The 22,369-nt window shown below is 37.8% G+C and carries 20 protein-coding genes; 9 read left to right on the forward strand and 11 right to left on the reverse strand.

What is annotated here, in order from left to right; genetic code table 11:
* The first annotated feature begins 124 nt into the window (after positions 1-124).
* The 3 genes from AC04QZ_RS03165 (at position 125) to AC04QZ_RS03175 (ending at position 2,725) form a co-directional block, all read left to right on the forward strand.
* A complete protein-coding gene (locus tag AC04QZ_RS03165; RefSeq protein ID WP_086546242.1) occupies positions 125-676 on the forward strand; it encodes a hypothetical protein in 552 nt (183 codons plus the stop codon).
* A gap of 95 nt (positions 677-771) precedes the next feature.
* Positions 772-1,302, forward strand: a complete 531-nt coding sequence (locus AC04QZ_RS03170; RefSeq protein WP_478356551.1) for a DUF3347 domain-containing protein — start codon at positions 772-774, stop codon at positions 1,300-1,302.
* Positions 1,303-1,435: 133 nt separating this feature from the next.
* Positions 1,436-2,725, forward strand: coding sequence for a citrate synthase (locus AC04QZ_RS03175; protein ID WP_086546246.1), 1,290 nt, complete (start codon positions 1,436-1,438; stop codon positions 2,723-2,725).
* A gap of 170 nt (positions 2,726-2,895) precedes the next feature.
* Here the strand turns inward: AC04QZ_RS03175 and AC04QZ_RS03180 are convergent, their stop codons facing one another.
* The 5 genes from AC04QZ_RS03180 to AC04QZ_RS03200 all read right to left on the reverse strand — a co-directional run bounded on the left by AC04QZ_RS03180 (position 2,896) and on the right by AC04QZ_RS03200 (position 8,093).
* The gene (locus AC04QZ_RS03180) at positions 2,896-4,017 is read right to left on the reverse strand and encodes a DUF3667 domain-containing protein (RefSeq protein ID WP_478356552.1); all 1,122 of its coding nucleotides are present in this window, start codon (positions 4,015-4,017) and stop codon (positions 2,896-2,898) included.
* Between the two features lie 8 nt (positions 4,018-4,025).
* A complete protein-coding gene (locus tag AC04QZ_RS03185; protein WP_478356553.1) occupies positions 4,026-5,405 on the reverse strand; it encodes a nucleoside permease in 1,380 nt (459 codons plus the stop codon).
* A gap of 187 nt (positions 5,406-5,592) precedes the next feature.
* On the reverse strand, positions 5,593-6,207 hold the full coding sequence (locus AC04QZ_RS03190; protein ID WP_086546252.1) for a bifunctional nuclease family protein: 615 nt from the start codon (positions 6,205-6,207) through the stop codon (positions 5,593-5,595).
* 70 nt (positions 6,208-6,277) lie between these two features.
* Positions 6,278-7,246 carry an electron transfer flavoprotein subunit alpha/FixB family protein gene (locus AC04QZ_RS03195; RefSeq protein WP_478356554.1) on the reverse strand — a complete coding sequence of 323 codons (969 nt, stop codon included), beginning with the start codon at positions 7,244-7,246 and terminating at the stop codon, positions 6,278-6,280.
* Between the two features lie 109 nt (positions 7,247-7,355).
* Complete coding sequence (locus tag AC04QZ_RS03200) at positions 7,356-8,093, reverse strand: electron transfer flavoprotein subunit beta/FixA family protein (RefSeq protein WP_478356555.1); 738 nt, start codon at positions 8,091-8,093, stop codon at positions 7,356-7,358.
* 129 nt (positions 8,094-8,222) lie between these two features.
* Here AC04QZ_RS03200 and AC04QZ_RS03205 point away from each other — a divergent pair, with 129 nt between their 5' ends.
* The gene (locus AC04QZ_RS03205; RefSeq protein WP_086546258.1) at positions 8,223-8,558 is read left to right on the forward strand and encodes a tetratricopeptide repeat protein; all 336 of its coding nucleotides are present in this window, start codon (positions 8,223-8,225) and stop codon (positions 8,556-8,558) included.
* A 40-nt stretch (positions 8,559-8,598) separates the two neighbouring features.
* Positions 8,599-9,816 (forward strand): chromate efflux transporter, encoded by a 1,218-nt coding sequence (chrA, locus tag AC04QZ_RS03210; RefSeq protein ID WP_478356556.1) that lies wholly within the window; start codon positions 8,599-8,601, stop codon positions 9,814-9,816.
* 325 nt (positions 9,817-10,141) lie between these two features.
* On the opposite strand, the gene dnaB is transcribed toward chrA, so the two are convergent.
* Positions 10,142-11,704: a replicative DNA helicase gene (gene dnaB, locus AC04QZ_RS03215; protein ID WP_086546262.1), complete on the reverse strand. Its 1,563-nt coding sequence runs from the start codon at positions 11,702-11,704 to the stop codon at positions 10,142-10,144.
* Between the two features lie 200 nt (positions 11,705-11,904).
* On the opposite strand from dnaB, the gene rlmB reads away from it, so the two are divergent.
* The gene (gene rlmB / locus AC04QZ_RS03220; RefSeq protein ID WP_086546264.1) at positions 11,905-12,672 is read left to right on the forward strand and encodes a 23S rRNA (guanosine(2251)-2'-O)-methyltransferase RlmB; all 768 of its coding nucleotides are present in this window, start codon (positions 11,905-11,907) and stop codon (positions 12,670-12,672) included.
* 644 nt (positions 12,673-13,316) lie between these two features.
* On the opposite strand, the gene AC04QZ_RS03225 is transcribed toward rlmB, so the two are convergent.
* Both AC04QZ_RS03225 and AC04QZ_RS03230 read right to left on the reverse strand, forming a co-directional pair.
* Positions 13,317-14,408, reverse strand: a complete 1,092-nt coding sequence (locus tag AC04QZ_RS03225) for a mannose-1-phosphate guanylyltransferase (RefSeq protein WP_478356557.1) — start codon at positions 14,406-14,408, stop codon at positions 13,317-13,319.
* Between the two features lie 14 nt (positions 14,409-14,422).
* Positions 14,423-15,391, reverse strand: coding sequence for a KpsF/GutQ family sugar-phosphate isomerase (locus tag AC04QZ_RS03230; RefSeq protein WP_086546268.1), 969 nt, complete (start codon positions 15,389-15,391; stop codon positions 14,423-14,425).
* Between the two features lie 91 nt (positions 15,392-15,482).
* On the opposite strand from AC04QZ_RS03230, the gene recQ reads away from it, so the two are divergent.
* The 3 genes from recQ to AC04QZ_RS03245 all read left to right on the forward strand — a co-directional run bounded on the left by recQ (position 15,483) and on the right by AC04QZ_RS03245 (position 19,289).
* Entirely contained in the window at positions 15,483-17,672 is a 2,190-nt protein-coding gene (recQ, locus tag AC04QZ_RS03235; RefSeq protein WP_086546270.1) for a DNA helicase RecQ, read from the forward strand.
* Between the two features lie 85 nt (positions 17,673-17,757).
* A complete protein-coding gene (kdsA, locus tag AC04QZ_RS03240; RefSeq protein ID WP_029275158.1) occupies positions 17,758-18,570 on the forward strand; it encodes a 3-deoxy-8-phosphooctulonate synthase in 813 nt (270 codons plus the stop codon).
* Positions 18,571-18,572: 2 nt separating this feature from the next.
* A complete protein-coding gene (locus tag AC04QZ_RS03245; RefSeq protein WP_478356558.1) occupies positions 18,573-19,289 on the forward strand; it encodes a YqjF family protein in 717 nt (238 codons plus the stop codon).
* 17 nt (positions 19,290-19,306) lie between these two features.
* Here AC04QZ_RS03245 and AC04QZ_RS03250 read toward each other — a convergent pair whose 3' ends face one another.
* The 3 genes from AC04QZ_RS03250 to AC04QZ_RS03260 form a co-directional block, all read right to left on the reverse strand.
* Complete coding sequence (locus AC04QZ_RS03250) at positions 19,307-19,723, reverse strand: DUF6526 family protein (protein WP_086546272.1); 417 nt, start codon at positions 19,721-19,723, stop codon at positions 19,307-19,309.
* 85 nt (positions 19,724-19,808) lie between these two features.
* Positions 19,809-21,695: an OmpA family protein gene (locus tag AC04QZ_RS03255; RefSeq protein WP_478356559.1), complete on the reverse strand. Its 1,887-nt coding sequence runs from the start codon at positions 21,693-21,695 to the stop codon at positions 19,809-19,811.
* Positions 21,696-21,733: 38 nt separating this feature from the next.
* The gene (locus AC04QZ_RS03260) at positions 21,734-22,357 is read right to left on the reverse strand and encodes a 7-carboxy-7-deazaguanine synthase QueE (protein WP_478356560.1); all 624 of its coding nucleotides are present in this window, start codon (positions 22,355-22,357) and stop codon (positions 21,734-21,736) included.
* Positions 22,358-22,369 lie beyond the last annotated feature (12 nt).

Genomic DNA, 22,369 nt, shown 5'->3' on the forward strand with positions numbered 1-22,369 from the left:
CGACCACTTGGTCGGGGCTTTTTTATTTCACAACATTCTGAAAAAAATGAAAATTTAAAAATCTACCATTGATATTTTAACGTATATAAACTAAACCCTTAATTAATAACTTAAAATATCTAAAATGAAAACAATTACTAAACTTTTTGCAACGACATTAACAGCCCTTGCAATTTTAACCACCTCAAATTTAAAAGCACAAACAATGGGTTCTACCGAACCAATGTCGTCAGGAAGCGGTATGGCATTTAAAATCGGCGTAGGTGTAAACGGTGGAATATTTCCAGACCGTTCGGAAATGGATTATGGATATGGCGCCGATGTAAAACTGCAGTATGATTTAAGTCCATTCGTAGCGGTAACAGCTTCTGGAGGTTATACCCGTTTAAAATGGAAAGGTAGTCCGCTTAAATTCGAATTTATACCTTTATTAGGTGGTGTCCGGGTATTCCCGATTGAAAGGATGTACCTTGCTACTGAACTTGGTTCAGGTTTGGCCATAAAAGAAGGTGCGAATATGAACTTTATCTATACCGGAGGTTTAGGTTATGAATGGAAAAACGGTCTCGATCTTGGTGTAAAATACGAAGGTTATGTAAACAATAGCGCTTCGGATCTTTACTTCATGAAAACCGGACAATTTAACCTGAGGTTAGCTTATAATTTTAAATTATAATTAAAACATCATATAATTTAAAGTCCCGATGAAAATCGGGACTTTTTTATTTATTTACCTTTTTATTTGCTATTTTGAGCCGAAAACCAAATACAATGAAAAGAATATTCGGAATAGCAATTCTCACCGCATTGATGGCCTGCAATCAGGCTGATCAAAAAACATCAGAAGCAAAAGACTCCATCAAAACTGATTCTGCATCGGTTAAAAATGAGATTTCGATAAAAGACGAAAAGAAGCTGGCCATATTTACACAATATGTAGATTTAAAAAATGCGCTGGTCAAATCTGATGCTGGAAGTGCACAAAAATCTGCTACTGTATTAAAAAATAGTTTAGCTGCCTACGAAGGCTGCGAACCTACCGCCGATATTGCCGGAAAAATTGCAGAAAGCAGTAATCTGGTTTCACAAAGAAAAGATTTTACCGTTTTAAGTGCTGATTTAATTGCTTTACTTAAAAATGCAGAAATAGAAAAAGGCACCATCTATGTTCAACATTGCCCAATGGCTAACAAAGGAAACGGAGGTGATTGGTTATCAACTGAAAAGGAAATTAAAAATCCTTATTATGGTAACGAAATGTTAGCATGTGGTAGGGTTGCTGAAGAGATTAAAGCAAAATAGGTTTTCAGACCTGGTTTAATTAAGCATGATTGTTACGTCATTTTGACCAATTATTCATATTAATTTAACAGATTTGTTATGCATGTATATTAATTTTATATAATTTAGAAAGCTATAAACACAATACAATAATATGTCAGATATTGCAGAGATAAAAGTTGATGGTAAGACAGTAGAATTGCCAGTAATTACAGGAACAGAAGATGAAAAGGCCATTGATATTTCGAAATTAAGAGATCTTACGGGCTTCGTAACTTTAGATACTGGTTTTAAAAATACTGGTTCTACAAAAAGTAAAATCACTTTTTTAGATGGTGAAAAAGGCATTTTAAAATACAGGGGATATTCTATTGAAGAGCTTGCCGCAAAATCGAGTTTTTTAGAAGTAATTTATCTGATTATTTATGGTGATCTTCCAACGCAAGCTCAATTAGAAGGATTGCAAGCCGAGATCAGCAAGCATACACTCATTCATGAGGATATGAAGAAATTTTTTGATGGTTACCCATCAAGATCTCATCCAATGGGCCAGTTAGGTTCCCTGATCTTCTCATTGTCTACATTTTACCCTGAGTGCTTAAAACCAAACCAAACCGCAGAAGAACAAGATTTAACCATCATTAAACTTTTGGCTAAATTCCCAACCATTGTTTCTTTCGTTTATAAAAAATCATTAGGCCATCCACTTATTTATCCAAAAAATAAATACGATTACGTAACCAATTTCCTTTGGATGACTTTTGGACAACGTACAGAAGATTACGATGTAAATCCGATTGTTGTTAATGCCATGAATAAATTGCTTATTCTGCATGCAGATCACGAGCAAAACTGTTCAGCATCTACCGTTCGTATTGTAGGTTCGTCTGACTGTAATTTATATGCTTCAATTGCTGCTGGTATCGCTGCACTTTGGGGGCCGCTACATGGCGGTGCTAACCAGGCTGTAATCGATATGCTGGAGCTAATTAAAGCAGATGGTGGTGATACTGAAAAGTGGATTGCAAAAGCGAAAGACAAAAACGATCCATTCCGCATGATGGGCTTTGGTCACCGTGTTTACAAAAACTTCGATCCAAGAGCTAAAATCATTAAAAAAGCATGTGATGATATTTTAGAGAACTTAGGTATTGATGATCCGATTTTAGAAATTGCCAAGAAACTAGAAGAAGCAGCTTTAACTGATCAATATTTCATCGATCGTAAGTTATATCCAAATGTAGATTTCTATTCCGGTATTATTTACCGCGCATTAGGCTTCCCATCTGAAATGTTCACTGTTCTGTTTGCATTAGGCCGTTTACCTGGATGGATTGCACAATGGAAAGAAATGCACGAAAACAAGGAACCGATAGGTCGTCCACGCCAGATTTATGTAGGCGAAACCGATAGAGAATTTGTTGAGCTTAAAGACAGAAAATAATTTCACTAAGCATAAAAAAAACCACCCGATAGTATCGGGTGGTTTTTTTTATGGGGTTAATTTTAACGGGCGTCAGCCTGATGAACTTATTGTATGATCGTCATCCTGAGTTTAGCTCAGGATCTTCCCTTCATGATAGATGCTGAAACAAGTTCAGCATGACGATCTAGTTATGTAGCTACGTAATAAATCAGATTTACCATGACCATTTCTGATACATTAAATGCAATCCAATACATTACAAAGATCCAGAACATTTTAAATATAATACTGGAAGGTTTGCGTTGGTAAAACACTTTTAACGCATTGTACATGTACCAGCATATCCAAACCACAACACCAAATTGAATAATATTGGTAATAATGGCACTGTTGCCAAAAACATGCTTAACTAATGGGTTTGTAAAAATCTGCACAATAAAATAGGCAGTCATACCATGAATGGTAAAAATCAGGTGGTTTAAATAATAAATATGATTTTTCCTGAAATTCCACATGATGAACAGCGCCAATAGCGGCATCAATAAGAAATATTGTTTTGGGCGGTTATGTTCTAAGGTTTCCTGGATGACCTCAGATTTTTCACCTATATTGATCGCCCGCTTTTTGATTAACCGCTCATACCAGCTATCCTGATCGGCTGGTGGCAATTTTTTCTGTCTGTTTAAATAAGCAGCATAAGTACTATCGTTCCTTTCAATATGAATCTCGCTAAAATCTTCGATCAGGTCATTAATAGAATCCGATTTGAGGGTGGTATTTTCCGTTTTAAGTCTATTTAACTCTTTCTCCTGATCAGCAAAACCAAGTTTTACAAATTCTTTTTTCTTGATTGCTTTATTAATCGATGTTGTCGCCTTGTTTGCAATCTCTTTAGATATTCCTGTAAGTTTAAGTGCCCTGTTTACACTATCAGTAACATTTTCACTCCTTTTATTTTCAATCGTGATGCCGTTTTCATGTTTTTCCTTTGTTTTATGTTTTGGCGAATACACCACCAAAAAATATACGATGGAAACAAAGATGTACATGCTCACCGGATTAATATAGCGGGCCCTTTTGCCAGCCAAATAATCGAGCGTAACCTTTCCGGGTTTTGTTAAAAGAGGAGAGAGGGTTTGAAAAAATTTATTGTCGAAATGAAAGTAATGCGCAATACTGTGACTGATAAAAGCCCAGAAACTTTCTTTTAACTCTAGGTTCGGCTGACCGCAATCGCTACAATAATGTTTCTCAACATGAGCACCGCAGTTTAAACAATTGTGTTCTTTTCTATACTTACCAGCTGACATGGAATAAATTATAAATGATTAATGGCTTCTACTTCTGCCCGTGTATGTTTGTGTTTAAATATGACAACAAAAACTATCGCAATAATCAGTACATAAATGGTGAAAGATAGCCAGATGTTGTGCCAGTCTTTTACATCTAAAGCCCTGCTTAAATTTCCGTTCTCTAACACGCTGATTCCTTTATTTTTCAAAAACTGCAGCAAATGTTTATTGTCTGCTTCGCTCTTTACATATTTAGATAACGAATCGATACTGCTATAATAGGTGGTAAAATATTTATTGATCATCCAACCTGATACTAAACTTCCAAACACAGCGCCGAAACCGTTAGTCATCATCATAAATAAACCTTGTGCAGATGAACGTGTTTTTGGTGTAGTTGATGTTTCGACGAACAATGATCCCGAAATATTAAAGAAATCGAATGCCATACCGTATACAACACAAGAGGTGATAATCATCCATAAATTGGTAGATGGATCGCCAAAAGCAAATAAGCCAAAACGTAATACCCAGGCAAACATGGCAATTGCAATTACCCATTTAATCCCAAATCTTTTCAAAAAGAATGGAATAGCCAGAATAAACAATGTTTCTGATATTTGAGAGATGGATAAAATGATCGTAGAATATCGGATGACAAAAGATTCGGCAAAAACCGGAAATAATTTAAATTCATCTAAAAATACATCACCATAAGCATTTGTTAACTGTAATGCGGCTCCTAAAAACATGGAGAAGATAAAAAACAATGCCATTTTGTAATCGGCAAACAGCTTGAAAGATTCTAAGCCCAGTTTCTGTGCGAATGTTTTTTTCTCACTAATGAGGTTCAAAGGTTTACAGGCGGGAAGGGTAAAAGAGTATAACCCCAGCATTAACGCACTAATACCTGCGATGTAGAACTGATTCGCGCTTGCTTTATTCCCCGTTAAATTGGTAAGCCACATGGCAGCAATAAAACCAACCGTTCCCCAAACACGAATGGGTGGGAAGTTTTTCACTACATCGAAATTGCCGTTTTTTAACGTTGTGTAGCTAATGGAATTACTTAATGCAATGGTTGGCATATAAAAACACATGGCCACCAGTATTACCCAAAAGAAAGTGTGTGGATCTTCTACCTGAGGAAGATAGAACATGGTGGCTGCATAAAGAATATGTAAGATTGCATATAATCTTTCTGCATTAATCCATTTATCTGCAAGAATACCTGTTATGGTTGGCATAAATAACGATGCAATGCCCATGGTAGAGAAAATTATCCCAAAATCTGCACCATCCCATTGTTTGGTTCCGAACCAATAATTTGCAATCGTAATTAACCAGGCAGCCCATACAAAGAATTGCATGAAACTCATTATAGTTAAGCGAAACTTAACGTTCATAATAATAGTTTAGTTTGAATGATTGAAAGTAAAAGCTGAATATAGAACTATTTTAAATGATAATCCAAAATGAACCAAAATTATTTTAAACAATTTGGTTCATCTTAGAATTTAGCTTTTATAGAGTGGATTTGAGAAGAAAATTCAGACAAATTTTGACCGAATAAACATTTTATCAGCATCAATGCTATGATGTTCCGCGTTTATTGAGCTCATCTCTTAATCTTGCGGCCTTTTCATAGGCTTCATCGGCAATAGCTTCCTGTAATTTTTGTTGAAGCTCTTCTAGTGTTAAATCACCATAACCTTGTTGCTGCGTTGAGGTTGGCAAGCTATCTGCTTCAGGTTCCTTTGCAATAGAATCCATATTCTCGAGAAAAAGAAAGTCATTGCCTTCGATTACGATTCCGGCGGAAGCTAAAATAAATTCGTAGGTATAAATCATGGCATTAAACCGAACGGCCAAAGCAATAGCATCAGATGTTCTGGCGTCAACTTCATGTGTATTTTTACCATCACTACAAATCAGCTTTGCATAAAAAACACCATCAACCAGGTTATATATGATAATTTCCTGAATATTGATATGAAAAGTATCAGCCATTGATTTAAACAAATCATGTGTTAATGGCCTACTAGGAGTCATTTTCTCAATTTCTATAGCAATGGCCTGCGCTTCAAAAGCACCAATAATAATCGGTAAGCGGCGGCGTCCATTTACTTCTCCTAAAACAAGGGCATAAGCACCAGATTGAGTCTGGCTGTAAGATAAACCTACAATATCTAATTTAACTTTTTTCATATTTGTCGATGTCATGTTGAGCTTGTCGAAACATTAATTTAATCCTTCGACAGGCTCAGGATGACAAAAATTATCCCTTATGTGCTTTTAATGCTTCAATTAATTTTGGTACCACCTCAAAAGCATCGCCAACAATACCATAATCGGCCACTTTAAAGAAAGGTGCTTCCGGATCTTTGTTGATTACGACAATCACTTTTGAAGAACTCACACCAGCTAAGTGCTGGATCGCGCCAGAAATACCGATTGCAATATAAAGGTTAGGACTAATGGCAATACCGGTTTGACCAACGTGCTCTGAGTGTGGTCTCCAGTCGGCATCCGATACGGGTTTAGAGCATGCTGTAGCTGCACCTAACAAACCAGCTAATTCTTCGATCATTCCCCAGTTTTCTGGTCCTTTTAAACCTCTACCGGCTGAAACCACCAATTCTGCATCAGGTAATGACACTTTATCTGTTGCCCTAACAATCTCTTTTATAACAGTTCCTAAATCTGATTGTTTAACATCAGCGGTAAAAACTTCTATAGTGGCATCAGTAGCATTTTCTTTAACACCAAATGCATTTGGGTTTAAAGCGATTACTTTATTGGCTGATGTTAATTCGGTAATGGCAAATGCTTTACCTGAAAAAGCGGTTTTTTTAACCGAAAATTTACCATCAGTACTCGGTAACTCAACTGCACCGTCAGCTAAACCTGCTTTAAGTTTTACTGCAATACGTGGCGCTAAACCTTTACCAGAGAAAGAGTTAGATAAAACCACAATATCGGCACTTTCTTTTTCCGCTGCTGCAGCAATAACACTTGCATAAGCCTGGTTTACGAAAGTTTTTAACTGATCGGCACTCACGTTTAATACTTTGGATGCACCGTATTTACCCAATTCCTTTAATTCGCTATCGGCTACGTCGCCAATAGAAATTGCGGTTAACAGAGTTGATTGTTGATCGGCAATGGCTTTGGCATAAGATACAGCTTCAAATACAGATTTCTTAAATTTTCCCTCAGCTTGTTCTACATATACTAATACTGACATATATTTACCCCTAAATCCCCTGAAGGGGACTTTTTATTTTATAATGAAATTAATTCTATTTATTATCTCTTTATTATTAAACAACTGGAAATTGAAAATTGCCAACTACTTATATCACTTTAGCTTCGCTGTGAAGTAAACTAATTAACGATTCTGTTTGGTCGGCAGGAATTAATTTTACCGTTCCGCGAGGAGCAGGGGTTTCGTATTTGGTTACTTTGGTTACTTCTTCAATAGCAACGGCATCTACTACCACCAATGGTTTTGTTCTGGCGCTCATGATACCACGCATATTCGGGATTTTTGGTTCTGCTACGCCTTCGGCACAACTTGCAACCAACTTACCTGAAACCGTTAAAACTTCTTTACCACCTTCAATTTCTCTTTCAATTGTTGCTGCATCGCCATCAACATCTAATTTTTTAATAATAGATACTGAAGGGATGTCTAAAAATTCGCCAACCATGGCGGCAACCTGATTACCATTATAATCAATAGACTCACGACCAGTTAAAATTAGATTGAAATCTTTATCTTTTGCATATTCTGCAATCTGTTTTGCCACGAAATAGGCATCTCTCGGTGCCGCATTAACCCTAACTGCATCATCTGCACCAATTGCAAGCGCTTTTCTAATGGTGGGATCGTTACCCGCTTCGCCTACATTAATAACGGTTACCGTTCCTTTACCGCCTTCGGTCAACTCAATTGCCCTTGATAAAGCGATTTCATCGTATGGATTAACAATATATTGCACTCCTGACGTATTGAATTCGGTATTATCATTAGTAAAAGTTATTTTTGTCGTTGTGTCTGGCACATTACTGATACAAACTAATATTTTCATATGTTAATAGTGGTTTTTATTGCTATGACGTTATCAAGCTGAATTGATTAGCTCATGATAATTTCATATGTTATATGTTTATTATATAAGGTCTTTCTGCAAATTTAATTAAAAAAGCAAGGAAATAAAATGTCATCAACCCGTTTAAGCAAGTTATTAGAATTTTTAGAAAGTGATCCCAACGATCCTTTTATACTATATGCCTTAGCCACAGAGTATAACGCACAAAATGATAAGGAAAAGGCTTATTCTTTTTACCTTCAGTTAACGGATAAACATCCCGATTATGTTGGCACCTATTACCATTTAGGTAAATTACTCGAAAAAGACGATCAAAAAGAAAAGGCTATCGCCATTTATCAGCAAGGTATGCAGGTAGCACGCAACAAAAGAGACATGCACGCTTTTTCTGAATTACAGGGTGCATATAATACAGCGGCTGGATTAGATTATGAAGACGATTAAACCCCAAACCCCTAAAGGGGCTTTTAGTTTATTATTATAAATGCAAACAAAACCTATTGCTGCAAAAAGACAGTGGTTATTTATTAGAAATGTAATCTTTTTCACCTTTACTTCTTTTGGAGGAGCGCAGGCACACCTGGCGCTATTGCTTAAATACTTTGTTCAGAGCACAAAATTTATCTCAGAAGAAGAGCTTTTAGAGTTAAATGCATTGGCACAGGTACTCCCAGGACCAGCATCTACGCAAACCCTGGTTGGAATAGCCTGGAAGGTTGGAAAACTTAAACTGGCTATTATTACTTTTCTGATCTGGATTTTACCCACAGCAACTATAATGACTTTTGCTGCAATCAGTTATGCCTTGCTCGATCAAAAACAAAAGTTCAATGATATTTTAGAATATATCCAGCCAATTGCACTGGGTATTGTAGCTTACGGCGCCTGGAAACTTGGCAAAAAGGTTTTGTCTTCGCAGGTTTCCATATTTCTGGCCATTGCTTCGGTTATTGCTACGCTAGTTTTAAGAAATGCTTACGTGTTTCCATTGTCAATATTAATAGGAGGAATGATCTCTTCGGCTATAGAAACACCAAAAGAGGAAGCAGAGCTAAGGGTTAAACTTTTTTCAAATATCAACCCTAAAAAACTAGTCTACTTTTTGGGTGCTTTACTTTTGTTTGCCTTAGTAGGCGCAATTATAAACAGAACATCGCCCTTTAGTTTGCCGATCCGTTTGCTCGAAAACTTTTACCGTAACGGAATATTGGTTTTCGGAGGTGGACAGGTGCTTGTTCCGCTGATGTTTACCGAGTTTGTAGAGATGAAACATTATTTGCCTTCATCCGGATTTTTATCTGGTTTTGCATTACAGCAAGCTTTGCCTGGTCCAACATTTTCTTTCACCAGCTACTTGGGTGCATTAAGCATGAAGAATTTTGGATACGGATTATGGGGGCAAATTTTAGGCGGATTAATCGGGGTAATTGGTATCAATTTACCTGGACTAATCCTCGTTTTATTTATTGTACCGTTTTGGGATGACCTGAAAAAGATCTCCCGCATCCGTCATAGCCTTTCCGGAATCAATGCCGTTAGCGTTGGATTTATTATCGCCGCTTTTGTACTGCTGTTAATACCCATGGGCTTTAACTGGATATTTTTGGGAATTATGCTTGCCACATTTCTGCTGCTTAATTTCACAAAAATAAGTCCGCCGGTTATTGTGTTGGCAGGTATCCTGATCGGATATTTATTTTAGTAATAAAGATGAAGGTTTTGAATCTTAACTAAAATTTGAAAAGCAATTGCAGTAAATTATAGCTTAATGCAGTCCCGCTATCACTGCTGCTCCGATGAAACCTGTGAAACAAGCAAGCACACAATAAAAATAAAATATACAGTGCTTAAATCGGGAGCATTCGTTTTATCGGGCTTAGATTGCCTGGTTACCTGCTGCCAGCGCCCATTTTTAGTTCTGATTGTTGAAATCTTTACTTGTCATCCTGAGCGGAGTGGAAGCCCAAAAAGCTAAACCTTGCGCTTAAATGAAATACTTTTTATACAGCATTAGGATTTATCAATGCCTAAAACGGTGGATCATCATCATTATAATCGTCCATTTTTGAAGGACGGATAATCACATTGCTTTGTTTTTCAAAATCCTGAGACGGATACATTCCCGCAGAAGGATCAGCAGCAAATGAATTTGGTGGTGCGTTAAAGTCGTCTTCCAGATCCTGGAATTTCACAAATTTACCTACGAATTTAAGTGGTACGATCCCGGTTTCACCGTTACGGTGTTTTGCAATGATAACCTCACCAATACCCGCCTGCGATCTTCCTTGTTCATCTTCTGTAATACCGTAATATTCAGGACGGTATAAGAACAATACCATATCCGCATCCTGCTCAATAGATCCCGACTCACGTAAATCGGATAACATTGGTCGCTTTCCTTGTAAACCAGGTCTGCTCTCTACCGCACGACTTAACTGCGATAGTGCCAGCACCGGAACGTCAAGTTCTTTTGCAACTGATTTTAGTGCCCTTGAAATACTACCAATTTCCTGCTCACGGTTACCACCACCTTTTCCTTCGCCTTTACCATGCATTAACTGCAAGTAATCGACAATTACCAATTGAATATCGTATTGCGATTTTAATCTTCTACATTTTGCCCTGAACTCGAAAATATTTAGCGCAGGTGTATCATCAATTAACAGGGGAGCTTCAGTTAAACGGCCAATTTTACTGTGTAACTGCTGCCATTCCCATTCCTGTAAATTTCCTTTTCTGATTTTTTCCTGTTCAATTTCTGCTTCTCCAGAAATTAAACGATTCACCAACTGAACTGACGACATCTCTAGTGAGAATACCACTGTTGGCTTCGCAAAATCGACGGTGGCGTTTCTTGCGCAGGTTAGTACGAAAGCCGTTTTTCCCATCGCCGGACGTGCAGCAATAATCACTAAATCCTGCTTTTGCCAGCCACCCGTTATTCTGTCTAATCCTGTAAAACCTGTTGGCACACCCGTTAAACCATCGGTTTTGGTACGAAGTTCTTCTAATGTGGCTAACGATTGTTTAATGATATCGTCCATTTTCTGTGTATCTCTACGCAGGTTATTCTGGGCGATTTCAAAAAGTCCTTTTTCTGCCTGATCTAAGAGATCGAAAATATCAGTTGTATCTTCGTAGGCATTTGTAATGATTTCGGTGGAGATCCTAATTAACTCACGCTGAATATATTTCTGAGAAATAATACGTGCGTGGAACTCGATATTCGCTGCTGAAGCAACTCTATTGGTTAAATTGGTAATGTAATAAGCGCCACCAACTATTTCTAAAGTGCCTAATGTACGCAGTTCGGCCGTTACCGTTAAAATATCAACCGGTCGCGATTTCTGAAATAGGATATGAATGGCTTCAAAAATTTTCTGATGGGCAATGTTATAAAAAACCTCTGGTTTCAAAACATCAATTACAGCAGAAAGCGCATCTTTTTCGAGCATTAATGCCCCAAGAACTGCTTCCTCAAGATCTAACGCCTGAGGGGGGATTTTCCCTTGTGAACTTATGGTATTACTTAACCTGCTTTTTCTAGCAGTCATACTGTTCTTTCCGCCTTGTTCATTATCGATGCTCATTCCACAAAAGTAATCAAATTTTGATGCGGTTGTTCGAATTAGTTACTAGCTGTTTGTTAACAAATTGAAGCATAATCAGATTAAATTTTATTGGATTTATGATGCCCTATAAATTTTTAAACAATTAAATGTTAATAAGGAGCACATTGTTTAGGGCTAAAACATTTTATTTGAATACTTTTGCCTAACAATTTCAAAACATGGATAATTTTAGAAGACCGCAACGCGCAAAAGAGAATAATGAGTTTGTATTCGGCATCAGGGCCGTAATAGAAGCCGTTAAAGCAGGAAGAGATATTGAAACCATTTACCAGCAACGCGGTTTGGGCGGTGATCTTTTTCTAGAATTGAAAGCGCTTCTAAAAGATACTTTGATTCCTTTAAATTCGGTTCCGGTTGAGAAGCTGAACCGCATGTCGCAGAAAAACCATCAAGGTGTAATTGCCGTTATTTCTCCCATTACCTATCAGAATATCGAAGACATTGTTCCAGCTGTTTTTGAAAAAGGCGAAGTTCCATTAATTTTGGTTTTAGATAGCGTGACTGATGTCCGCAATATGGGTGCAATTGCCCGTACGGCTGCTTGTGTAGGCGTTCATGCCATTGTTGTTCCGTTAAAAAATGCAGCACAGATCAATGCAGATGCCATTAAAACATCTGCGGGTGCCTTATTCAGCATTCCAATTTGTCGCCATGCTAACCTGCACAAAACCTGTTTATTCCTACAGGAAAGCGGTCTGCAAATTGTAGCCTGTACCGAAAAAACAAGTGATTTTATTTACGCACCAGATTATACCATGCCTACGGCAATTGTAATGGGCTCTGAAGATGAAGGAATTTCTAACGATCTTTTAAGGGTAGCCGATCATTTAGCTAAAATACCTATGGCTGGAAAAATCGAATCCTTAAATGTTTCGGTTGCCGCCGGGGTAATTTTATACGAAGCAGTCAGACAGAGAACAGTTTAATGTAGATGTAAAAGGGAAGAGGGCTAATGGAATTAATATGATTCATACACCTCATCAGGATTCGTCATCCTGAACTTGTTTCAGGATCTTTCGTTATAGGTTAAAGGGGAAATGTAAGAGGTAAGATGTAAAAGGGATGATGAAATTAGTATGATTCATACACCTCATCGGGGTTCGTCATCCTGAACTTGTTTCAGGATCTTTTATAACAGGCTAAAAGGGAAATGTAAGAGGTAAGATGGAAAAGGGATGATGGAATTAGTATCGACTCATACACCTCATCGGGGTTCGTCATCCTGAACTTGTTTCAGGATCTTTTATAACAGGTTAAAGGGTAAAATGTAAGAGGTAAGATGGAAAAGGGCTGATGGAATTAGTATCGATTCATACATTTCATCGGGGTTCGTCATCCTGAACTTGTTTCAGGATCTTTTATAACAGGTTAAAGGGGAAATGTAAGAGGTAAGATTTAAAATGTATAAGGAAAGAGGGCTGGTGGAATTAGTATCGATTCATACATTTCATCGTGGTTCGTCATCCTGAACTTGTTTCAGGATCTTCCATTATAGGGTTAAAAGGGAAATGTAAGATGGGTAATATAAGCTATTCCCACATCATCCATCTTACATCTCACATCATCCATCCTAAATAAACTTATTTCCGTAGCGCGATTTAACTTCAGCGACAAACTCCTTAACTCTTTGCTCTTCGTTTCTTGGGCAAATCATGAGCATATTATTGTTTTCAACCACAATGTAGTCGTGCAGTCCTTGCAGGATCACCAATTTATCTTTCGGCACATTTACCATACAGTTCGATGAATCGAACATCAATACCTGCTCCGAAGGGATAACCGCATTGCCTACATAGTCTTTCTCGGCCATCTCATAAATAGAGGCCCAGGTGCCTAAATCAGACCAGCCAAAATCGGATGGAAGCACGTAAACATTCTCCGCTTTTTCCATGATCCCAAAATCTATTGAAATATTGGTGCATTGGAAATAAGCATTATTGATGAAAGCTTTTTCTCCTTCCGTATTCAACTCAGACCTGCCGATATTAAATATTTCATACATATCCGGCAGGTGTTTTTCAAAGGCACTTAAAATCGCTTTAGCCGACCAGATAAATATCCCGGCATTCCACAAGAAATCGCCACTTTGCAAAAATGATTTGGCTAACTCCAGATTTGGCTTTTCGGTAAAGGTTTTAACCTTATGCAGGTCGGTATCGGTATTGAGCACATAATCGGTATGCTGAATATAACCATAACCTGTATCCGGACGATTTGGTTTAATACCTAATGTGATTAAACAATCGTTTTTAGAAGCTGCATCTAATGATTGCTGAATAGACTCTGTAAAGCCATCAATATTGGCAATGGTATGATCAGAAGGAGCTACAACAATAGTCGCATTTGGATTTAATTGAGCAATTTTTAAACTTCCGTAAGCAATACATGGCGCTGTATTTCTCATTAAAGGTTCAGCCAAAATTTGGTTATCTGTTAACTGCGGTATTTGCTCTTTAATTAGATCTGAATAAATTTCGTTAGTAACGATAAATATATTTTCAGGAGGACAGATGTTTAGAAATCTTTCGTAAGTACTTTGAATCAGGGTTTTTCCAACACCAAAAAAATCGATAAACTGTTTTGGGTATTCTGTTCGGCTTACAGGCCAAAAGCGACTTCCGACGCCACCGGCCATAATTAATGCATAATAATCTTTATTCATTTTATAAATTAAAATTACACGATACCTTCATTAAGAAGATCGTGTAAATGGATAATGCCAAAGTAAGTATTTTGTTCCAGAACTAATAACTGCGTTATATTATTTTGTTTAATAATATCCAAGGCATCCACCGCTAAAGCATCAAATTGTATGCTCTTTGGGGTTCTGCCCATAATATCTTCGGCTTTTAAATTTGCAATAGAATTGTTATTTTCTAACATCCGCCTAATATCACCATCGGTAATAATGCCCAGCACCTTATCGTCGTTATCAACAACAACAACAGCACCCAAACGGTTTTTACTAATTTCGATCAGTACATCTTTAACTGAAGCCGATGGGTGTATGGCTGGTTTTTCGTTAGACAGGGCAAGGTCACGGGCCCTTAAATATAATTTTTTCCCTAATGATCCTCCCGGGTGATACTTGGCAAAATCTGATTCGTTAAAGTCTCTGCATTCCAATAAACAAATGGCTAGCGCATCGCCTAATGCCAATTGCGCTGTTGTACTGGTGGTGGGTGCCAAATTATGCGGACAAGCTTCTTTTTCGAAAGAAGTGTTTAAAATCAGATCAGCTTGTTCGGCTAAAAAAGAATTCAACTCACCAACCATCCCGATTAAAAGATTGCCAGAAGTTTTTAACAGAGGAGTAAGTACTTTTATTTCTGGTGTATTTCCGCTTTTAGAAAGGCAGATGACAATATCATCCACCTGGATCATGCCCAAATCGCCATGAATGGCATCTGCAGCATGCATAAAAATAGCAGGGGTACCTGTTGAATTAAAAGTAGCCACCATTTTTTGCGCAATAATTGCACTTTTTCCTATACCCGTAACAATTACCCTTCCTTTACCATGTAAAATGCTTGATACGACTTTTTCAAAATCATTATTAATATTCTTGGCAACATTTAATATTGCTGCTGCTTCAAGCTCTAATGTGCTTACAGCTGATTGGATTATTGATTTTTTACTTTTCAAAGAGAAAATAATTGTATGTTAATACTTGAAATTCTTGTAAAATTATGTTATTTTGGATACAAAAATAGCATCGCATATTTTATTACACAAAATGGACGTGAAAAAGTCGTTATTTGATAACCTACAAAATTTCTTCGGGTTTGATAATTTCAAGGGTGATCAGGAGTCGATCATTACAAATATTTTAGAAGGCAATAACACGTTTGTTATTATGCCAACAGGCGGAGGGAAGTCTATTTGCTATCAGTTGCCCGCTTTAATGAGCGAGGGAACGGCAATTGTAATCTCTCCACTAATTGCATTGATGAAAAACCAGGTAGACCAATTAAGGGCCTTTGGTGGAAATGACAGTATTGCTCATTTTCTTAATTCATCCCTAAACAAATCTGAAATTACTCAAGTTAAATCTGATCTTTTAAGCGGTCAGACTAAATTATTATATGTTGCGCCCGAATCTCTGGCGAAACAGGATAATATTGAATTTTTAAATCTGATTAAAATCTCTTTCGTTGCTGTTGATGAAGCGCACTGTATCTCTGAATGGGGGCACGATTTCAGACCAGAATACCGTAAGATTAAACAGGTGATTGCAGGATTAGGAAATAACATTCCAATTATTGCATTAACCGCAACGGCTACACCAAAAGTGCAGCAGGATATTATGAAGAACCTCGGCATGACGGAGGCAACCTTGTTTAAATCTTCATTTAACAGACCGAACCTCTTTTACGAGATCCGTCCGAAAAGAGACATTACTAAAGAAATTATTAAATACATCAAGTCTAATCCGGGCAAATCAGGCATTATTTATTGCCTAAGTCGCAAAAAGGTAGAAGAGGTGGCTGAAGCGCTAAATCTAAATGGAATTAGTGCCTTGCCTTATCATGCTGGTTTAGACCCAAAAGTTAGGGCCGAAACACAGGATAAATTTTTGATGGAAGATGCTGAGGTGATCGTTGCAACCATTGCCTTTGGTATGGGGATCGATAAACCCGATGTTCGTTTTGTCATTCACCATGACGTGCCTAAAAGTATGGAGGGTTATTACCAGGAAACTGGCAGGGCCGGACGTGATGGTGGCGAAGGTGTTTGTATTGCTTTCTACTCTCAAAAAGATGTAGACAAACTGGCCAAGTTTATGAAAGATAAACCGGTTTCTGAAAGAGAAATTGGTACACAAATATTAAAAGAAGTAATCGATTATGCTGAATCTGGCGTTTGCCGTCGGAAGCAGATCCTTCATTATTTTGGCGAAAACTTTAACGAAACAGGCTGTAACTGCATGTGCGACAACTGCAAAAAGCCTAAAAAACAATTTGATGCCGAAAGCCAGTTATCTACCGTATTAAAGTTTATTGAGAAATCGGGAGAAAAATTCGACGATGCACACTTGCTGAACGTTTTCTTAGGTTTAGAAACCGCACAAACCATTGCCTACGAGCATAGTAAGGTTCCTGAATTTGGAATTGGTAAAGAAGAAGGTGAGTTGATGTGGAAATCGATTATCCGCCAGGCTGTTTTAAACAACTACCTTTTTAAAGATATTGATAATTACGGTTTATTAAAGTTAACCAAACAGGGAAGAGATTTTATTGTCAACCCTTACAGCCTCAAATTCATACTAAACGAGCCCATAGAGAACGGTGCTGACGATGACGATGATGATGTAAAACAAGGCACAGGTGCTTTAGATACACATCTTTTATCATTGCTTAAAGAGCTACGCAAAAAAATAGCAAAGCAAAAAAGCGTTCCGCCATTTGTGGTTTTTCAAGACCCATCTTTAGAGGAAATGTGTACACATTACCCGATTACGATGGAAGAGCTTCGCCAGATTTCTGGTGTAGGTTCGGGTAAAGCGATGAAATTCGGAACACCTTTTATCGAACTGATTAAAAAATATGTTGAAGATAACGATATTGAGCGTCCGATTGATCTGATTATTAAAACGCAGGCCAATAAATCGCAGATGAAGGTTTCGATTATTCAAAATATCGACCGGCAGATTGGCTTGGAAGATATTGCCGACTCAAAAGGCATCACTTACGAAGAAATCCTGAAAGAAGTAGAATCGATTGTAAACTCTGGAACCAAACTTAACCTAAACTATTTCATTGATGAAGTGATTGATGATGATAGACAGGATGAAGTATTTGATTATTTCAGGGCAGCCGAAAGCGATTCTATAGACGAAGCACTCAATGAACTAGGCGAAACCGATTACACCCGCGAAGAAATTCAATTGATGCGAATTAAATTCATGTCAGAACTAGGAAACTAGCTTTTGATGTCAGACGTAAAATGGAAGATGGAATTATAGCACTGTGCATAAACCCGTCTTCCATTTTCCATTACACATTTTACATATGTTAAACTACTTAGATAAATTAAAAAATACAGATTCAGGGAATTTCTTTTTAATGGCGGGTCCATGCGCTATTGAGGGTGAGGATATCGCTATGAGAATTGCCGAAAAGATCATTACCATTACAGATAAACTTCAAATCCCATATATTTTCAAAGGTTCGTACCGCAAGGCGAACAGAAGTAAAGGAAGTTCTTTTACCGGCATTGGCGATGAAAAAGCTTTGCGCATTTTAGAACGCATTGGCAGAGAATTTGGCGTGCCAACAGTTACTGATATTCACGAAAGCGGAGAGGCTGCCATGGCTGCTGCTTACGTAGATGTATTGCAGATTCCTGCATTTTTATGCCGCCAAACCGATTTGTTAATTGCTGCTGCAGAAACAGGAAAAGTAGTGAATGTTAAAAAAGGCCAGTTCCTTTCTGCAGGTTCAATGAAATTTGCTGTAGAGAAAGTAAAAGAGGCCGGCAACAATAAAGTAATCCTGACGGATAGAGGTAATACCTTCGGTTATCAGGATTTGATTGTTGATTACCGCGGATTACCTGAAATGCAGGGTTTTGGTGTGCCAGTGGTAATGGATTGTACGCATTCATTGCAACAGCCCAATCAAAGCAGTGGTGTAACCGGAGGCAAACCAGAACTGATCTCAACCATCGCGAAGGCAGCAATTGCGGTAGGAGCAGATGGATTATTTATCGAAACACACCCTGATCCGGCTAATGCAAAATCAGATGGCGCCAATATGTTACATCTAGACCTGCTGGAAGAAACATTAACCAAGCTGATCCGAATCAGACAAGCTATACTATAATCTTGAACAATCCGAAAGTATTTCTTACTGCCGAATGGCGTAAACTGGCGCTGGCACAGTATGCTGTAGACAAGGAAATACTTTCGAAATACCTTCCTCCACACACCGAGTTAGATGACTGGCAAGGTAAATACTATGTCAGTTTAGTGGGCTTTATGTTTGTTGATGTTAAACTTCGGGGCATTAACATTCCTTTCCATACCAATTTTGAGGAAGTTAACCTTAGGTTTTATGTTAAATTTAAAGATGGCACTACCTGGAAGCGCGGCGTAGTTTTTATCAAAGAATTTGTACCCAAACCAGCCATCACCTTTGTAGCGAATACCATTTACAAAGAAAATTACCAAACACTTCCGATGAAACATGTTTGGATTGAACAGGAAAACCAAATTGAGGTAGATTATCTTTGGAAGAATAGAAATTGGCATAACTTTTCAGTAATCGCTGCATCAAAAGCTGAAGAAATCAGTGTTGGAAGCGAAGAGGAGTTTATCACCGAACATTATTGGGGTTATACCAAAATAGGAGCGAATAAAACTTCCGAATATGGGGTAGAGCATCCACGCTGGGAGGCTTATCCTGTAATTGATTATAAAATTAATGTCGATTTTGCAATTAACTATGGAAATGATTTTGCTTTTTTAAATCATGCCAAGCCTGATTCAGTATTCTTAGCCGAAGGCTCTGAAATCAGGGTACTAAAAGGGAAGAAGTTTTAGTATTGACAAAGTTACCATTATATCCTATGGTAATCTCCCCGCCAGTTTTTGATAGCTTTTTTAATCTCGCCGGGAGATAGTTTTTCTGAAAGTGTTTTATCCACTAAAGCCAAATATTCTTCATCACCAGCAAACCGTAAAGCCAAAATCTGCCCCATCCTCAGTTCAACCGGAAGCGCTTTACCAGCCAGAATGTAATAACGTAATTTTTCTTCAGCCCTTGCCGCTCTATCCTGTGCTTTAAGCGCGAACATCCTTGCCATTACCGCTATAATCGCTATCAGGAAAAATGCAAGCACCAGCAAGCCTGTAATGATAGTGGGTATGGCAATGCAAGAGTAAATGGCAAAGCCTAATCCTAATATGGCTAATGGTATAGCGAAAAAATGAAAAGGGGGGTAAAATCTTTTATGATTTCCGTAGTGTTGAGACATTTTTATTTTTTATTAAGTTTATCGACTTAACAGGGCGTTGCATTTAAGGCAAAATCTTCAATTTATATTGCTATAGAAGTTCCCGTTATATCTTAGTAATTACAAACGAGGTTCTCCTATTGTTTTTCCTACCCAAATCAGTTTTATTATCAGCAATAGGTTTACTGGCACCAAAACCTTTAAAAGTAAGCCTTTTGGTATCGATACTATTTTTGATCAGGTATTCGTAAACGGCATTTGCACGGTTAAAAGATAACTTTTCATTTAGTTTATCATCGCCAACATTATCTGTATGCCCCTGAATCTCGATCTGAACGTTTTCATTCTGATGTAAAAAGTCGATCAGCAGATCCAGTTCACGGATAGAAGCGGGCAAAAGATTAAATTTATTGGTATCGAAGAAAATGTTTCTTAAGGTTACATTCCCGCCTTGCTTTATCTTTTCAATATAAACCTCAATCTGGTAAGGTTTATTAATATCTCCGGCCTTGAGCTCGAAGTTTTCGGAGTAAAACATGTAACCTTCGGCATTTACATTGAACAAATAATTACTCCCTACAGGCATTACCGCTAAAAATTGGCCAGTCTCTGGATCCGTATAGTCGTCAAAAACAGTTTTATTGGTTTTCAAATCTACTACCTGGACATTGCTTTCAATCGTTTTTTTAGTATCCCGGTCTCTTACTATTCCTTTTACATATGAAACTTTTAATGGTTTGGCTACTTCAGGGATTCCAAAACTGTAAATATCCTGCATGCCGTAACCACCTTTTAAATTTGATGAAAACAATCCTGAATTACCATCGGCACTTACTACTAAACCACTTTCATCTTCAAAAGAGTTGATCGGATACCCCATATTGATGGGCTTTTGCCATCTACCATCATTTTCCTGCCGGCTGTAATAAATATCTTTGTTCCCGAAACCTGGCCAGCCATCAGAAGAAAAATACAAGGTTTTACCATCTGCATGCAAAAAAGGGGTATTCTCATCAAAGGCAGTATTAATCTCTGGACCAAGATTAACGGCAGGTCCCCATTTGGCATCATCGGTAATGGTGCTTTTCCATATATCGTAACCACCCGATCCGCCAGGTCTGTTGCTGATAAAATATAATGTTCTTCCATCAGGACTGATGGCCGGTTGAGATTCCCAGAATTCAGAATTAACGGGCTGACCAACATTATAAGGCTCGCCCCAATCTTTTCCTTCACGGTGTGAAACGTAAATATCACAGCGACCTAAACCATCGGGTCGGTTGCATCCGGTAAAAAACAGATATTTACCATCAGGAGAAATGGTTTGGGCACCCTCGTTATATCTCGTTGTGTTTATTTTACTTGATAAAGGCGTGGCAATGCCCCACGTATTATTTTTAAACTGTGAGGTCCAAAAGTCTTCATTACCATTCACCTGACGGGTAAAAACCAGGGTTTCGCCATCAGCAGTTATCGCAGGAAAGTACTCTGCATCAGTTGTATTCACACCATCACCTAAATTTGTTGGGCTATATTTTACGGGTTTCTTTATGGTCAATGCAGCAAAATCGCAATCTAAGAGGTATTTTTTTGCTCTTCTCGCCCTGTCAGATGAAGAATCAAGCATCAAAAATTCGCCAAAATGCTGTTTCGCTTTTAAATAATCCTGCGTAGCAAATTCTGTTTCAGCCAAGCCATACATAACTTCCGGGGCAACCGTTTTGTTGATTAGTATCGCTTTCTCGAAAGCCGTTCTGGCATCCGGATATTTCTTTTGTATTTTGTAAAGCCCGGCAAGCATTACATAGGCATTTTGAAATAACGGATCAGCCTCAACTGCACTTTTTAAAGCCTGCTCTGCTGAGGTATAATCTTGCTTTTGAATTAATGGATTTGCTTTTTCGAAAAAGGTTTGCGCTTTTTTATTGCCCGAACTTTGAGCAAATAGACAAAAGCTAAATAAACTAAGGGATAAGAATAGACAAAACCTCATACATTAACATTTGGTTATCAAAGCTAATGTAAACTAATTTAAGGAATATTTAAAAATTTGTGTGTTTGTAAAGAAATCTCCCATTTAGGATTGGCCATTACATACTCAATAATTAATGGTGTAATTTCTTTAGATTTAGACCACTCAGGCTGAAGATATAATTTACAGGTAGGAGATACCATTGCGGCATACTCTTCCGCCCATTTAAAATCACTTTTATTAAAAACAATAACTTTTAATTCGTGTGCAAATGGCGTAATATCTGGTCTTGGGGCTTTAAACTTCTTTGGCGATAAACAGATCCAATCCCAGTTTCCCGAAAGTGGGTAGGCACCAGATGTTTCGATAAAAGTAAGAATACCTCGTTCTTTTAACTTATTGGTTAAATAATTCAGGTTATAAATTAGGGGTTCGCCACCCGTAATTACAACAGCTTTGCCCGGAAATTTATCTGCATTTTCTACAATAACGTCTGATGGGGTAAGTGGATGCATTTCTGCGTCCCAGCTTTCTTTAACATCGCACCAGTGGCAACCTACATCGCAGCCCCCTAAACGGATAAAATAAGCTGCTTTACCAGTATTAAATCCTTCACCCTGTATAGTATAAAATTCTTCCATTAAAGGAAGTAATGTGCCGTCTTCTGGTATTTCTTGTTTCATTTTTGAGGATGC

The sequence above is a fragment of the Pedobacter folensis genome, assembly GCF_056490665.1.

Coding starts and splice junctions, on each gene's coding strand:
- AC04QZ_RS03165 (WP_086546242.1), top strand. CDS start 125: ATGAAAACAATTACTAAACTTTTTGCAACGACATTAACAGCCCTTGCA.
- AC04QZ_RS03170 (WP_478356551.1), top strand. CDS start 772: ATGAAAAGAATATTCGGAATAGCAATTCTCACCGCATTGATGGCCTGC.
- AC04QZ_RS03175 (WP_086546246.1), top strand. CDS start 1,436: ATGTCAGATATTGCAGAGATAAAAGTTGATGGTAAGACAGTAGAATTG.
- AC04QZ_RS03180 (WP_478356552.1), bottom strand. CDS start 4,017: ATGTCAGCTGGTAAGTATAGAAAAGAACACAATTGTTTAAACTGCGGT.
- AC04QZ_RS03185 (WP_478356553.1), bottom strand. CDS start 5,405: ATGAACGTTAAGTTTCGCTTAACTATAATGAGTTTCATGCAATTCTTT.
- AC04QZ_RS03190 (WP_086546252.1), bottom strand. CDS start 6,207: ATGAAAAAAGTTAAATTAGATATTGTAGGTTTATCTTACAGCCAGACT.
- AC04QZ_RS03195 (WP_478356554.1), bottom strand. CDS start 7,246: ATGTCAGTATTAGTATATGTAGAACAAGCTGAGGGAAAATTTAAGAAA.
- AC04QZ_RS03200 (WP_478356555.1), bottom strand. CDS start 8,093: ATGAAAATATTAGTTTGTATCAGTAATGTGCCAGACACAACGACAAAA.
- AC04QZ_RS03205 (WP_086546258.1), top strand. CDS start 8,223: ATGTCATCAACCCGTTTAAGCAAGTTATTAGAATTTTTAGAAAGTGAT.
- chrA (WP_478356556.1), top strand. CDS start 8,599: ATGCAAACAAAACCTATTGCTGCAAAAAGACAGTGGTTATTTATTAGA.
- dnaB (WP_086546262.1), bottom strand. CDS start 11,704: ATGAGCATCGATAATGAACAAGGCGGAAAGAACAGTATGACTGCTAGA.
- rlmB (WP_086546264.1), top strand. CDS start 11,905: ATGGATAATTTTAGAAGACCGCAACGCGCAAAAGAGAATAATGAGTTT.
- AC04QZ_RS03225 (WP_478356557.1), bottom strand. CDS start 14,408: ATGAATAAAGATTATTATGCATTAATTATGGCCGGTGGCGTCGGAAGT.
- recQ (WP_086546270.1), top strand. CDS start 15,483: ATGGACGTGAAAAAGTCGTTATTTGATAACCTACAAAATTTCTTCGGG.
- kdsA (WP_029275158.1), top strand. CDS start 17,758: ATGTTAAACTACTTAGATAAATTAAAAAATACAGATTCAGGGAATTTC.
- AC04QZ_RS03250 (WP_086546272.1), bottom strand. CDS start 19,723: ATGTCTCAACACTACGGAAATCATAAAAGATTTTACCCCCCTTTTCAT.
- AC04QZ_RS03255 (WP_478356559.1), bottom strand. CDS start 21,695: ATGAGGTTTTGTCTATTCTTATCCCTTAGTTTATTTAGCTTTTGTCTA.
- AC04QZ_RS03260 (WP_478356560.1), bottom strand. CDS start 22,357: ATGAAACAAGAAATACCAGAAGACGGCACATTACTTCCTTTAATGGAA.